Source organism: Pseudonocardia acidicola (genome assembly GCF_012911935.1).
In the GTDB taxonomy this organism is placed as follows: domain Bacteria; phylum Actinomycetota; class Actinomycetes; order Mycobacteriales; family Pseudonocardiaceae; genus Pseudonocardia; species Pseudonocardia acidicola.
In genome coordinates this window covers 63,714-76,758 of the sequence record NZ_JAAXLA010000015.1, presented here as the reverse complement: position 1 = coordinate 76,758, position 13,045 = coordinate 63,714, and the positions used below count along the sequence as shown (strand labels likewise).

Below are 13,045 nucleotides of genomic sequence, written 5' to 3'. Positions count from 1 at the left end.
GTCAACGGACCGCCCGCCGCGCCGCGGCCACCACGTCGGCGGGCGAGGGGAGAGCGGCCTCCTCCAGGTGCCGCGGGTAGGGGATCGGAACCTCGACGCCGCAGACGCGCTCGATCGGCGCGTCCAGGTCGTAGAGCGCGTGCTCCGCGACCCGCGCCGCGACCTCGGCGGACAGGCTGCCGCTGCGCCACCCGTCGTCGACGACGACGAGCCGGTGGGTGCGGCGCACGGACTCCAGCACCGTCGCCTCGTCGAGGGGACGCAGCGTGCGCAGGTCCACGACCTCGGCGGACACGCCCTCGGCGCCGAGGTCCTCGGCCGCTGCCAGCGCCGGGGCGAGCGAGCCGCCGTAGGCGACCAGCGAGACGTCACCGCCCGGGCGGCGGACCGCGGCCCGGTCGATGTCCACCGGCCCCGCATCCCCGGCCAGCTCACCGGACGTCCCGTACAGCCCGATCTGCTCGAAGATCAGGACCGGGTCCGGGTCGGCGAGTGCGGGGGCTAGCATGCCGCGCGCGTCGGCGAGCGTCGCCGGGGCGAGGATGCGCAGCCCGGGGATGTGCGCGTACCAGCCCTCCAGGCTGTGCGAGTGCTGCGCGGCGAGTTGTCGGCCGGCGCCGGTGGCGATGCGGATCACCAGCGGGACGTTCAGCTGGCCGCCGGACATGTGCAGCAGGGTGGCGGCGTTGTTGAGGATCTGGTCCAGCGCCAGCAGGCTGAAGTTGACCGTCATGATCTCGACGATCGGGCGCATGCCGCCCAGGGCGGCCCCGATCCCGGCGCCGACGAAGGCCGACTCGCACAGCGGGGTGTCCCGGATCCGGTCCGGGCCGAACTCCTCCAGCAGGCCGGCGCTCACCGCGAAGCAGCCGCCGTAGGCGCCCACGTCCTCGCCCATCAGGAAGACCCGGTCGTCGGCGGTGAGCGCCTCGCGCAGCCCGGCCCGGACCGCCTCCCGGTAGGTCGTCGTGGCCATCACCGCTGCGACCGGACGAAGCGGGTCAGGTCCTCGACCGGCTCCAGCGGGCCGGCCTCGGCGTTCGCCACGGCACGGTCGATCTCGGCGGCGGTCTCGGCCTCCAGGGCCTCGCGGCCGGCGTCGTCGAGCAGGCCGTCGGCGCCGAGCGCACCGGCCAGCAGCTCGACGGGATCCCGCTCGCGCCAGCGCTCGATCTCGGCCCGGTCCCGGTAGCGGTCCGCGTCGTACATCGAGTGCGCCCGGAACCGGTAGGTGCGCAGCTCCAGGAAACACGGCCCGCCGCAGGCCCGGGCGGTGTCCACGGCGCGCCGGGCGGCGTCGCGCACCGCGAGCACGTCCATGCCGTCGACCGGCCAGGAACGCATCCCGTAGGACGCGGCCCGCAGCGCCAGGTCGGTCTGGGCGTGGCTGCGGGCCAGCGCGGTGCCCATGGCGTACTGGTTGTTCTCGCAGCAGAACACGATCGGCAGCCGCCACAGCGCGGCCAGGTTCAGCGCCTCGTGGAACTCGCCCTCGGCCGCCGCGCCGTCCCCGAACAGGCATGCGGTGACCAGCGGCCGCGCCTGCATCGCGTCGGCCAGCGCCAGCCCCACCGCCACCGGGATCCCGCCGGCGACGATGGCGTTGCCGCCGTAGAACCGGCGGGAGGCGTCGAACAGGTGCATCGAGCCGCCCCGCCCGCGGCTGCACCCGGTGGCGCGGCCGAACATCTCGGCGAACACGGCCTCCATCGGCACCCCGCGCGCCAGCGCGTGCCCGTGCTCGCGGTAGGTGGAGACCACCGCGTCGTCGGCGCCGAGGGCCTGCAGCACGCCGACGGCCACGGCTTCCTCGCCGATGCACAGGTGCATGAAGCCGCGGATCGCGGCACTGCTGTAGAGCTCGACGCTGCGTTCCTCGAAGCGGCGGATGCGCAGCATCTCGGTCAGCAGCTCGAGGCGGTCCTTCTCGTCCCGGGACGTTGTCACCGGGTCACCTCCAGGGTGGACAGGTCGCCTTCCGCAAGGCCCAGCTCCCGGGCCTTGAGCAGCCGGCGCATCACCTTGCCGCTGCGGGTGTGCGGCAGCGCGTCGTCGAAGGCGATCTCCTTCGGCGCCACCGCGCCGAGCGCGCGACGGCCGAAGCCGAGCAGCTCGGTGCGCAGCTCCTCGGTCGGCTCGATCCCCGCGCGCAGCGTCACGAAGGCCTTGACCAGCTCGCCGGCGACCGGGTCCGGCATGCCGATCACCCCGGCCTCGGCCACCGCCGGGTGGGCCATCAGCGCGCTCTCCACCTCGAAGGGACCGACCAGGTGCCCGGCCGACTTGATCACGTCGTCGGCGCGGCCGACGAACCAGTACCAGCCGTCGGAGTCGCGGCGGGCGATGTCCCCGGTGAGGTACCAGCCGTCGGCGAACGCCGCCGCGTAGCGTTCCGGGTCGTTCAGGTAGCCGCGGAACATCGACGGCCAGCCCGCACGCAGGGCCAGCTCGCCCTCGGCGGCCCCCGCCAGCGGATGCACGCCGCCGTCGGCGTCGACCAGGGCGCGGCCGTCCGGGCCCCGCTCCAGCAGACCGGCGTCGATCCCCGGCAGCGGGCGGCCCATCGACCCGGGCCGGATGTCGGCCGCGGCGAAGTTGCTGATCATGATGGCGCCGGTCTCGGTCTGCCACCAGTTGTCGTGCACCGGTCGTCCCAGCACCTCGGCACCCCAGCGCACCGCCTCCGGGTTGAGCGGCTCCCCGACGCTCGCGACCAGGCGCAGCGCGGACAGATCGTGCCGGGCGGCCTCCTCGGGGCCCCGGCGCATCAGCATCCGCACCGCGGTCGGCGCGGTGTACCAGACGGTGACGCGCTGCTCGGCGAGCACGCGGTACCAGCGGCGGGCGTCGAACTCGCCCTCGTCGCTGAGCATCGTGGCCCCGATGACCAGCGGGGCCACGATGCCGTAGGAGGTGCCGGTGACCCAGCCCGGGTCGGCGGTGCACCAGAAGACGTCGTCGGTGCGCAGGTCGAGGGCGAACCGGGCGGTGGCGTGGTGTGCGACGACCGCCTCGTGCACGTGCAGCGCGCCCTTGGGCCGGCCGGTCGTGCCGCTGGTGAAGTGCAGCAGGGCGGCGTCCTGCGGGTCGGTCGGGCCGACGGTGAACGCCGGCGAGGCCGCGCCCGACAGGTCGGAGAGGTTCGCGGTACCGGGCAGGCCGGTCGCGGCGGGTCCGGTCAGCAGGACGTGCCGCAGCGCCGGGAGCCGGTCCCGGATCGGCGCGATGGTCCGGCGGTACAGCGCCGGCGTGGTCACCAGGACGGCGGCCTCGCCCAGGTGCATCCGCTCGGCCACCGGCTCCGGCCCGAACGCGGAGAACAGGGGGGACAGCACGCAACGGGCTTTGAGGGTGCCCAGCACGGCCACATAGAGGTCCGGCACCCGCCCCAGCAGGGTGTACACGCGCTCGCCCGGCCGGACGCCGAGGCCGGTGAGCACGTTGGCGAACCGTCCGGTGAGCTCACCGAGCTCGCGGTAGCTGATCTCCCGCACGCCGCCGGTGCGGTCCAGCCACCGCAGCGCGGTGACCCCGGCGCGCGGCCCCGCCGCGTGCCGGTCGACGGCCTCGTACGCGATGTTCAGCCCGGCCCCGCCTGGTAGCCCGGAGAGCGCGTCGCGGGCCTGCTGCCAGCTGAATTCCCGGCGGGCCCGGTCGTAGTCGACCAGGTTGGCCCGGGCCCGCAGGTCGGCGGGCTTGTGAATCACGTCCGCCCGCAGCATGGGCTGGGTGGTCACGGTCGGTTCCCGCGCAGGTGCACCGGGTTCGCCTCGCTCGTCAGCCGATTCATGGGGTCCAGGCTGCCGCCGGCCCGCGCGATGACACGAGGGTCGATCGACCGGTTCGCGCGGGCCGTTGGACGGCCGGTGGTCCGGCGGCCGGACGTCCGCTCGCCGGTGGGGCCGAACGGCCTGGAGAGGTGAGCCGATGGCCGCTCGTGCAGCCCCGGGCCGGGTGGGAGCGTCGGACAGGAGCGAGGCGAGGAGGAACCACGATGAGTGCTCTGCAGGGTCGTCGTCCGGTGCTGGTCGGGGTCGACGGGTCGGAGCCTGCGCTGCGGGCCGTGCGGTGGGCTGCGCTGGAGGCGCGGCGGCTGCAGGTCCCGCTGCGGGTGGTCACGGCGTCCGGTGACCGCGGGATCCGGCACCTCACCCGGCTGGACCTGGGCCCGGACTACCGGGAAGCGGTGCTCGAGGTCGCCCGTGCGCAGGTGGCGGCGGCTACGGACGTCGCCCGGAAGGCCGCGCCCGGGGTCGAGGTCACCTCGGACGTGCTGGCCGCGGACCCGGTCCCCGCCCTGCTGGAGGAGTCACGGCAGGCCCGGCTCGTCGTGCTCGGCAACCGTGGTCTCGGCGGGTTCAGCGGCCTGCTGGCGGGATCGGTGACGGTCGCGGTGACCGCGCACGCCACGTGCCCGGTCGTGGTGGTCCGGGGCGCGGAGCAGGACCCCGGGGTCGCGGAGAACGGTCCGGTCGTCGTCGGGGTGGACGGTTCCCCGCTGAGCGATGCAGCCCTGGCCTTCGCGTTCGCCGACGCCGAGGCCCACGGCAGCGCGCTGGTCGCGGTGCACGCCTGGCAGGACATGGTCGTGGACCCGAACGTCGGCGCCTACCTGGACTGGGAGGCGATCGAGCGCGAGGAGAATCGGCTGCTGGCCGAGCAGCTGGCCGGGGTGGCGCAGAAGTATCCGGACGTGCCGGTCGACCGCGTGGTGGTCGTCCGGGAGAGCCCGGCGCGGTTGTTGGTGGAGCTCTCGGCCGGGGCGCGACTCGTGGTCGTCGGGGCCCGTGGGCGGGGCGGTTTCACCGGCCTGCTGCTCGGCTCGACCAGCCAGGCGCTGGTGCATCACGCGCAGTGCCCGGTCGCGGTCGTGCGCCCTGACCAGCCGGAGCATCCGTAGGCCGTCGACCCCCGGGGTCGACCGCTCGACGGCGGTGAAGGACCCGGCGCGACAGAGCCTTGTGCCTCTGCCGCGCCCGATCGCCCCGGCCGGATGCTGGTGCCGGGGGAGGAGGAGCGGACGGTGGACTGGCGGCATTTCCTGACGCGTTTCCGCCCCGCCGCGGCACCGGGCCCGGCCGCGCCGGGCGGTGTTCCGGTGGACCGCGCGGCGGAGGCCTCGGCCGAACTCGCCGCGGTGTTCGCGCTGCTCGCCGGCACCGAGGCCGAGGCCGCGCGGATCCGGGACGCGGGCGCCGCGCAGGCCCGGCGGATCCTGGCCGACGCGGACCGCGACGCCGCGGTCCTCGAGGACGACACGAACGCCCGGGCCGGCGAGGTGCGTGCCGCCGCGGCGCAGCAGCCGGTCCGCACTGCGCAGGGCGAACCCGACGGCGCAGCAGCGGCGGCCGAGCTGGCCGCCCTGCGACAGCGCATGGCCGAACGCCTGCCCCGGCTGGTCGATCGCGCCTTCGGCGACGTCTGCACGCTGCTCGACGTCGCTGCGCCGGCAGGTGCACCGGATCATTCCGCCACGCCACGGTGATGGGCGCCGCCTGGGTGGCCGGGTCGGTGCGGGCACATGCCCTGCTCGATCGCAGGCTGGGTACCGAGACGACCCGCCGGCTCGCCTGCCTGCCTTCGGTCGAGGCCGTGGTCCGCGAGCTGGCGACGAGCCCGTACCGGCGGGAGGCCCGGGGGTGCCGCACACCCGCTCAGCTCGAGACCGCCATCGGGGCGACGCTGCTGTGGCACCTGCGGGTGCTCGCCGGCTGGCAACCGGGCGTGGGAGTGCGCCTGCTGCGCGCGCTGGCCGGCTGGTTCGAGATCGTCAACACCGTCGACCATGCCCGGCGGCTGGCCGGCGAAGCCCTGCCGGGCGACACCGGCGGGCCCTACCGGCTCGGGGCGTTGGCCACCGCATGGTCGCGGCTGGCGGCGACGAGGTCGCTGCCCGACCTGCGCGCCGTGCTGGCCGCGTCGGTGTGGGGCGACCCCGGCGCCGGCGATCCCGCCACGATCGCGGCGGCGATGGCGATCTCCGGTGCGGCCCGGGTCGCGGAACAGGTGCCCGAGGCCGTCGACTGGGCGGCGGGCGCGGCTGCACTGCAGGTGGCCCGGCAACGGTTCCTGGCCGGGCGCGAGCCGACCACGCCGGTGCGTCACCGCGCCGGCGAGTTGCTCGGGCGCGGCGCGGTCAGCGCCCCGGACCTGGCGGGGTTCACCGCCGGGCTGCGGCCCGCCGCGCGCTGGGCGCTGGCCGGGGTGGCCGGACCCGAGCAGCTGGCTCAGGCCGAGACCGACTGGTGGCGGCGGGTCGAACGGGACGCCGCGGGCCTGCTGGCCCGGTCCGGGTTCGGCCGGGCCGTGGTCGTCGGCTGCGTGGTCGCGCTGGCCGCCGACGCCCGCCGGGCCCGCGCGGCGGTGCAGCTCGCCGCGCTCGGTGGCGGCCCGTTGGAGGCGTTCGATGCCGCCTTCTGATCATGCCGGTCCGGTCCGCATGCGCCGGGTCGCGATCGTCGCGCCGGCCGGTGTGCTGCGCGCCGCGCTGGTGCGTGCGGCCGCCGCGGGCACCATGCAGTTCGACGCCGACGACGACACCGCCGCCGGACCCGCCCCCGCGGCGGCGGCCGCGCGTGATCGGCTGCACCGCATGGGCGTCACCGCCCCGTCCCCGGCGCTGGCCGTCGCCGAACCAGACCTCGACGAGCTGGAGCGCGCCGGCGCCGCCGATCTGCTGGCCGGTGAGGCCGAGCTGGCCGACCACGCGGACCGCGCCGTGCGCCACGGTGCCGTCGCCGGGCTGCCCGGCTGGTGCCCCGAGCAGCGGATGGCCGCGTTGCGCGACCGGTTGTCCGACGTCGGCGCCGCGCTGGTGCCGCTGCCCGCACCGCGCGGGATCGACCCGCCGACGCAACTGACCGACTCCGGTGTGGTGCGCCGCTCGTTCGCCACCCTGGTGTCGACCTACGGCACCGTGCCCTATCCCGACGTGGACCCCACACTGCTGGCCGGGCTGGCCTATGTGCTCATGTTCGGGATGATGTTCGGCGACGCCGGCCAGGGACTGTTGCTGGTGGCCATGGGCCTGCTGGTGCGGGCGGGGTGGCCGCGGCGGTGGGCGTTCCTGCGGCCGATGTGGCCGTTCGTCGTGTCGGCCGGGGTCGCCAGCACCCTGTTCGGGGTCCTCTACGGAGAGTTCTTCGGCCCCACCGGGGTGCTGCCGGTGCTCTGGCTGGCGCCGCTGGCCGAGCCGATCCGGCTGCTGGCCGCCGCGGTGGGCCTGGGCGCCGTGCTGCTGGCCGGGGCCTACGTCCTGGCCATCGTCAACCGCTGGCGTGAGGGCGGTGCACGCAGCGCCATCTACGCATCGTCCGGGATCGCGGGCGCGGCGGTGTTCCTCGGTCTCGGCGGGGTGGCCGCGGACTACCTGCTGCACAACCGGGCGCTGCTGGCCCTGGGATCGGGCTGCGCGGTGGTCGGGCTGGGGCTCGCCGGCGTCGGGTTCGCGGTCGCCGCCGGTGGCGGGACCACCGGGGTGCTGCAGGCGGTGATCGAGCTGTTCGACAGCGTCATCCGCCTCGGGTCGAACCTCGTGTCGTTCGCCCGGCTGGCCGCCTTCGGGCTGACCCACGCCGCGCTGGGCTGGCTGGTCTGGTCCGGGACCGTCGCGCTGTGGCGGCTGGGCGCTCTCGGGGCCGCGGCCGCGGCCGTCCTGTTCGTGGCCGGCAACGCCGTCACCTTCGCGCTGGAAGGGCTGGTCGCCGCCGTGCAGGCGCTGCGGCTGGAGTTCTACGAGCTGTTCTCCCGGATCTTCGTCACCGAGGGCCGGCCGTTCCGGCCCTGGTACATCCCGACCCGCAGCGCCCTCGCGGCGGGCCCGTCAACGCCGGAGGCCGCATCGTGATCGTCTGGTTGGTGGGGCTCCCCGCCCTGGTGGTGGCCGTCCCGGCCACCGTCGCGTTCCTGCGCCGGCGCGGGCGGGCCGCGTTGAGCCCGCTGCTGATGCTGAACGCGGTGCTGCTGCTGGCCGCACTGGCGTTGCTGATCCTGGCCCTCACCGCGGGCCCGGCGCACGCCGCGGCGGTGCTGCCCGCCCAGGCCACGGCGACGGCCGGGGCGAGCGGGACGGCCCTGCTCGCCGCGGGCGTCGCGGTGGCCGGGTCGTCGATCGGCGCGGCGATCGCGGTGGCCTACACGGGCGCGGCCGCGCTGGCGGCGCTGAGCGAACGCCCGGAGCTCTTCGGCCGCGCCATGGTCATCGTCGGGCTCGCCGAGGGCATCGCGATCTACGGACTGATCGTGGCGATCATCATCATCGGACGGGCGTGATGGCCGGCGCGATCGTGGCCATCGGCGAGCCCGCCCGGATCGCCGGCTGGGCCCTGGCCGGGGTGCGCGAGCTGCCCGCCGACGACGCCGAGCAGGCCCGGCAGCTCTGGGCGGCGCTGGACACCGATGTCGCGCTGGTGATCCTCACCCCACGGGCCGCCGCCGACCTGGCCGGTGAGCCGGCCTCGCCGGGGCGGCTGACGGTGGTGTCGGCGTCGTGAGCGGACTCCGGCAGCGGACCGCCGCGACCGCTCCGTCTCGGCTGCAGGACGCCCGTACCGCGGCCGACACCGCGCTGGACCCGGTGCGCGCGGCCCTGCTCCGGGAGGCCCGGGCCGACGCCGACCGGGTCGTGGGCGCCGCGCGATGCGACGCCGCGGCCGTGCTCGACGCGGCGCGAGCGCGGGCTGCTGCCGTGCTGGCCGCGGCGACCGCCGCCGGGAAGGCCGACGGGGCCGCCCGCGCGGCCCGGGCGCAGGCACGGGCACGCCGCGAGCGGCATGCCGCCGTGCTCGCCGCCCGGACCGCGGCGTACGCCGAGCTGCGCGCCCAGGTGCGGGCGGCAGTGCGGGAGCTGCCCCGGTGGTGTCCGGACCTGCGTGACCGGCTGGCCGCCCGGGCCCGCGCCGTGCTCGGACCGGAGGCGGTGCTCACCGCGACGCCCGACGGCGGGGTGCTCGCCGAGCTCCCGGGCCGGCGCCTGGAGCTGTCCCTCGACGCGCTGGCCGACCTCGCCGTCGACGGTCTCGGCGCGGAAGCAGAGCTGCTGTGGCGGCCGTGAACGCGGCGGTCCCGCGCGGGCGGGTGCGCCGGGTCAACGGCCCGCTCGTCGAGTGCGAGGCGCTCGGCGACCCGGCCGTGGCGGAGCTCGTCGCGCTGGGCGAGCGCGGAATCTGGGGCGAGGTCGTCGCCGTCTCGAACGGGCGGGTGACCGTGCAGGCCTACGAGAACACCGGCGGGCTCGCCCCCGGTGACCCGGCCCGGTCGCTGCGGCGGCCGCTGTCGGCCCCGCTGGGGCCCGGCCTGCTCGGCCAGGTCTACGACGGCCTGCTGCGCCCGCTGTCCGCGGCGCCGGAGTTCCTGACCGGCGAGATGGCCGGCACCGCCGACCGGACCGCCGGATCCTGCTGGTTCGAGGCGCGGGTGCGCAGCGGCCGGCGGGTGACCGGCGGCTCGGTGCTGGGGGTGCTGCGCGGCGACGGCCCGCTCGAGCACCGGGTGCTGGTGCCCCCGGGTGTGGCCGGGGCCGTCGACTCGGTGGCGCCGGACGGCGCTCATCCGGCGGACGCGACGATCGCCTCGGTCGGGGGGACGCCCGTCGGCCTGCGTACCTACTGGCCGGTGCGCAGCCCCCGCCCGGCGGCGGCCCGGGTCGCGGCGGCGCAGCCGTTGCGCACCGGGCAGCGCGTCCTGGACCTGATGTTCCCCGTCGCCCTCGGCGGCAGCGCCGTCGTGCCGGGCGGCTTCGGCACCGGCAAGACCGTGCTGCTGCAACAGCTGGCCAAATGGTGCGACGCCGACGTGATCGTCTACGTGGGATGCGGCGAGCGCGGTAACGAGATGGCCGAGATCGTGGCCGAGTTTTCCGAGCTGGACGACCCGCGCACCGGCGGCCGGCTCGCCGACCGCACCGTGGTCATCGCGAACACCTCGAACATGCCGATGATGGCCCGCGAGGCGAGCATCTACACCGGCGTCACGGTCGCCGAGTTCTACCGCGACATGGGCTATGCCGCCGTCGTCATCGCCGACTCCACCTCGCGGTGGGCCGAGGCGCTGCGCGAGTTCGCCTCGCGCTCGGCCGAGCTGCCCGCGGAGGAGGGCTACCCGCCCGAGCTGGCCTCCGCCCTGGCGGCCTTCTACGAACGCTCCGGTGTCGTCACGACCCCGGGCGGGGCTACCGGCTCCGTCACGCTGGTCGGGGCCGTGTCCCCGCCGGGCGGCGATCTCACCGAGCCGGTGACCGCCTTCAGCGAACGGTTCGTGCGGTGCCGCTGGACCCTGGACCGGGACCTGGCCTACGGCCGGCACTACCCCGCGGTGTCGTGGTCCGGCTCCTTCTCCCGGGACCTGGACGTGGTGGCCGCCGACCACACCCGCCACGGCGACGTGGAGTGGCTCCGGCGCCGAGGCCGGGCCGCCGACCTGCTCGCCGAGTCCGACCGGCTCGGCGACCTGGCCGAGCTGATGGGTGCCTCGGCGTTGCCCGGACCGGAACGGGCGGTGCTGCTGGGCGGGCGGCTGCTGCGGGAGGCGGTGCTGCAGCAGAGCGCCCGGTCGGCCACCGACGCGTACTGCAGCGAGGCGAAGACGGCGGCGCTCACCGATGCGGTGCTCGACGTCGTCGAGGCCGGGGTGCAGGCGGTACAGACGGGACTGCCCGCCGACGTGCTGGAAGGCGCCGACCACGCACCGTTGATCCGGATCCGCGACGAGACCGGGCCCGACGACGTCGACGGCGTGCGCGAACGCGGCGGGCGGGCGCTGGCCCGGGTGCGGGAGCTGCGGGCATGACGGACGTGACCGCCACGGCGGCCCGGACGGGCACGGCGGCCATGACCTGGCCGCGGCCGGAGTACGAGACCGTCCGCGAACTGCGCGGGCCGCTGCTGGTGGTGGACCGCGTCGCCGGCGTCGGGTGGGACGAGTTCGTCGGGATCCGCGCGGCCTCGGGGGAGCAGCGGCACGGGGTGGTGCTCGACGTCGACGGGGACCGCGCGGTCGTCGAGGTGTTCGAGGGCACCGCGGGGCTCGCGGTCGCCGGGACCCGGGTGCGGTTCACCGGGGCACCGGTGCGGATCCCGGTCGGGCCGGACTGGCTGGGCCGGGTGTGCGGCGGGCGCGGGGACCCGATCGACGGCGGGCCGCCGGTGCTGGGGGACCGGACCGCGGCGGTCGGCGGGTACCCGATCAACCCGGTGGCGCGGGACCGGCCGGCGCTGCCGGTACTGACCGGGGTGTCGGCCATCGACGCGGTCGCCACCCTGGTGCGCGGGCAGAAGCTGCCGCTGTTCTCCGTGTCCGGGCTGCCGCACCTCACGCTCGCCACCCAGATCGCGGCGCAGGCGAGCGCGGGCGGGGAGCCGTTCTGCGTGGTGTTCGCCGGGTTGGGCCTGACCCACGCCGACGCCGCGTCCGTCCGCGACACGCTGGACGAGCGCTCGGCCGCCGCAGAGCTGGTGCTGCTGCTCAACACCGCCGACGACCCGCCGCTGGACCGCATCCTCACCCCGCGGATCGCGCTCACCGTGGCCGAGCACCTCGCGTTCACCGGCGGCCGGCACGTGCTCGTGGTGATGGGCGACATGACCAGCTACGCCGAGGCGCTGCGGGAGGTCTCCGCCGCCCGGGGGGAGGTCCCGGCCCGGCGGGCGTACCCCGGCTACCTCTACTCCGACCTCGCCTCCCTCTACGAACGCTGCGGCCGGATCCGGGGCCGGCCCGGCTCGGTGACGGTGCTGCCGTTCCTCACCATGCCCGCCGGCGACATCACGCACCCGGTCCCGGACCTGACGGGCTACATCACCGAGGGACAGATCGTGCTGTCGCCGGAGAGCCACGGCCGCGGTGTCTACCCGCCGATCGACCCGCTGTCGTCGCTGTCGAGGTTGATGGGGCACGGCGCGGGCCCCGGCCGGACCCGCGCCGACCACCTCGACGTCGCCGCGCAGCTGCTGGCGGCCCTGTCCCGGGCCCGCCGGGTGAGCACCCTGGCCGAGTTGGTGGGCGCGGCCGCGCTCAGCGAGGTCGACCGCAGCTACCTCGACCTCGAGGAGGCGTTCGAGCGTGAGCTCGTCGCCCAGCACCCGACGCAGCGCCGGGACCTCGACGACACCCTGGACCGCGCCTGGCGGGTGCTGCTGCGGCTGCCCCGCGGCGAGCTCGGGATGCTCCCGGCGGCGCTGCTCGACGCGCACCTCGGCGAGGACTGAGCGATGGCCCGGATCGCGGTTCCCCCCGGTCGGGCCGGGCGGCTGTGGCTGCGCCGCAGGCTGGACACCGCCACCCGCGGCGTCGATCTACTGGAACGCAAGCTGACCGCGCTGCGCGACCTGCACGAGCGCGCGGTGCGCGAGGCCGAGCGCACCGGGGCCGACTGGGCCCGGCTCGCCGCAACCGCGCAGGCCCGGCAGCTGCAGGCGGTGCTGGCGGTGGGCCCGCGCGGCATCCGGGTGGCCACCACCTCGGCGCCCGCTGCGGTCGAGGTCCGGTGGACGACGGCGATGGGCGTGCGGTACCCGTCCGAGGTGGACTGCACCATCCCGGACCCGGGCGGCGCGGCCGTCGAGTGCTCCGCCACCGTCGTCGCCGCTCGCGCCGCGCACCGGGACGCCGTGCGCGCCGCGGCGGCGCACGCGGCCGCGCTCGCCGCCGAACGGCTGCTCGGCGCCGAGGTGGCGACGACCCGGCAGCGGGTGCACGCCCTGCGCCACCGCTGGCTGCCTCGGCTCAGCGAGGCGCTGCGGCAGCGCGAGCTCGAGCTCGACGAGCAGGAACGCCAGGAACGCATCGGCTGGCGCCGGGCCGGGACGGAGCCGGGGCGGCCGGGCTGAACAGCTCCGGCCGGACCCGCGCGGTCGGCGCCGCCGGGCGCGGCCCGGGACGAACAGGGCGCACTCCGGGGACCTTCTGCCCTATAGCGCCCCCGGGCCGCGGCGCGACCCTCCGTCCAGAGGTATCGGGCGGCCAACCGGGGGAGTCGTGCGCGACGTCGTGTTCGTAGTGCTGGTGCTGGTCCTGTTCGCCCTCTTCGCGCTCCTCGTGCGAGGAGTGG

13 protein-coding genes are annotated in these 13,045 nt (G+C 76.3%); 10 read left to right on the top strand and 3 right to left on the bottom strand.

Going from position 1 to position 13,045, the window contains the following annotated elements:
• Window position 1: 1 nt before the first annotated feature.
• The 3 genes from HF526_RS10760 to acsA are packed head-to-tail and all read right to left on the bottom strand — an operon-like array spanning window position 2 to window position 3,722.
• On the bottom strand, window positions 2-976 hold the full coding sequence (locus tag HF526_RS10760; protein WP_169381263.1) for an alpha-ketoacid dehydrogenase subunit beta: 975 nt from the start codon (window positions 974-976) through the stop codon (window positions 2-4).
• Complete coding sequence (gene pdhA, locus HF526_RS10755) at window positions 976-1,947, bottom strand: pyruvate dehydrogenase (acetyl-transferring) E1 component subunit alpha (RefSeq protein WP_338051402.1); 972 nt, start codon at window positions 1,945-1,947, stop codon at window positions 976-978. Before pdhA ends, HF526_RS10760 begins: the two co-directional genes overlap by 1 nt.
• On the bottom strand, window positions 1,944-3,722 hold the full coding sequence (gene acsA / locus HF526_RS10750) for an acetate--CoA ligase (protein WP_169381261.1): 1,779 nt from the start codon (window positions 3,720-3,722) through the stop codon (window positions 1,944-1,946). The genes pdhA and acsA overlap by 4 nt, the downstream gene beginning before the upstream one ends.
• A gap of 272 nt (window positions 3,723-3,994) precedes the next feature.
• Here acsA and HF526_RS10745 point away from each other — a divergent pair, with 272 nt between their 5' ends.
• From HF526_RS10745 to HF526_RS10700, 10 genes are all read left to right on the top strand, one after another.
• Entirely contained in the window at window positions 3,995-4,900 is a 906-nt protein-coding gene (locus tag HF526_RS10745; protein ID WP_169381228.1) for a universal stress protein, read from the top strand.
• A 123-nt stretch (window positions 4,901-5,023) separates the two neighbouring features.
• Complete coding sequence (locus HF526_RS10740; protein ID WP_169381227.1) at window positions 5,024-5,485, top strand: hypothetical protein; 462 nt, start codon at window positions 5,024-5,026, stop codon at window positions 5,483-5,485.
• On the top strand, window positions 5,485-6,420 hold the full coding sequence (locus HF526_RS10735) for a hypothetical protein (RefSeq protein WP_169381226.1): 936 nt from the start codon (window positions 5,485-5,487) through the stop codon (window positions 6,418-6,420). Before HF526_RS10740 ends, HF526_RS10735 begins: the two co-directional genes overlap by 1 nt.
• Window positions 6,407-7,846, top strand: a complete 1,440-nt coding sequence (locus HF526_RS10730; RefSeq protein WP_239028532.1) for a V-type ATPase 116kDa subunit family protein — start codon at window positions 6,407-6,409, stop codon at window positions 7,844-7,846. Before HF526_RS10735 ends, HF526_RS10730 begins: the two co-directional genes overlap by 14 nt.
• Complete coding sequence (locus HF526_RS10725) at window positions 7,843-8,271, top strand: ATP synthase subunit C (protein WP_338051400.1); 429 nt, start codon at window positions 7,843-7,845, stop codon at window positions 8,269-8,271. The genes HF526_RS10730 and HF526_RS10725 overlap by 4 nt, the downstream gene beginning before the upstream one ends.
• Window positions 8,271-8,492 (top strand): V-type proton ATPase subunit F family protein, encoded by a 222-nt coding sequence (locus HF526_RS10720; RefSeq protein ID WP_211177034.1) that lies wholly within the window; start codon window positions 8,271-8,273, stop codon window positions 8,490-8,492. The genes HF526_RS10725 and HF526_RS10720 overlap by 1 nt, the downstream gene beginning before the upstream one ends.
• A complete protein-coding gene (locus HF526_RS10715) occupies window positions 8,489-9,052 on the top strand; it encodes a hypothetical protein (RefSeq protein WP_169381168.1) in 564 nt (187 codons plus the stop codon). The genes HF526_RS10720 and HF526_RS10715 overlap by 4 nt, the downstream gene beginning before the upstream one ends.
• On the top strand, window positions 9,040-10,785 hold the full coding sequence (locus tag HF526_RS10710; protein ID WP_169381224.1) for a V-type ATP synthase subunit A: 1,746 nt from the start codon (window positions 9,040-9,042) through the stop codon (window positions 10,783-10,785). Before HF526_RS10715 ends, HF526_RS10710 begins: the two co-directional genes overlap by 13 nt.
• Window positions 10,782-12,203, top strand: a complete 1,422-nt coding sequence (locus HF526_RS10705; RefSeq protein ID WP_239028531.1) for a V-type ATP synthase subunit B — start codon at window positions 10,782-10,784, stop codon at window positions 12,201-12,203. Before HF526_RS10710 ends, HF526_RS10705 begins: the two co-directional genes overlap by 4 nt.
• A 3-nt stretch (window positions 12,204-12,206) precedes the next feature.
• A complete protein-coding gene (locus tag HF526_RS10700) occupies window positions 12,207-12,824 on the top strand; it encodes a V-type ATP synthase subunit D (protein WP_169381223.1) in 618 nt (205 codons plus the stop codon).
• Window positions 12,825-13,045: the final 221 nt, after the last annotated feature.

Excerpts from the sequence above, each read along its gene's own strand:
- HF526_RS10760 (WP_169381263.1), bottom strand. The coding sequence starts at position 976 with ATGGCCACGACGACCTACCGGGAGGCGGTCCGGGCCGGGCTGCGCGAG.
- acsA (WP_169381261.1), bottom strand. The coding sequence starts at position 3,722 with ATGCTGCGGGCGGACGTGATTCACAAGCCCGCCGACCTGCGGGCCCGG.
- HF526_RS10745 (WP_169381228.1), top strand. The coding sequence starts at position 3,995 with ATGAGTGCTCTGCAGGGTCGTCGTCCGGTGCTGGTCGGGGTCGACGGG.
- HF526_RS10735 (WP_169381226.1), top strand. The coding sequence starts at position 5,485 with ATGGGCGCCGCCTGGGTGGCCGGGTCGGTGCGGGCACATGCCCTGCTC.
- HF526_RS10730 (WP_239028532.1), top strand. The coding sequence starts at position 6,407 with ATGCCGCCTTCTGATCATGCCGGTCCGGTCCGCATGCGCCGGGTCGCG.
- HF526_RS10720 (WP_211177034.1), top strand. The coding sequence starts at position 8,271 with ATGGCCGGCGCGATCGTGGCCATCGGCGAGCCCGCCCGGATCGCCGGC.
- HF526_RS10705 (WP_239028531.1), top strand. The coding sequence starts at position 10,782 with ATGACGGACGTGACCGCCACGGCGGCCCGGACGGGCACGGCGGCCATG.
- HF526_RS10700 (WP_169381223.1), top strand. The coding sequence starts at position 12,207 with ATGGCCCGGATCGCGGTTCCCCCCGGTCGGGCCGGGCGGCTGTGGCTG.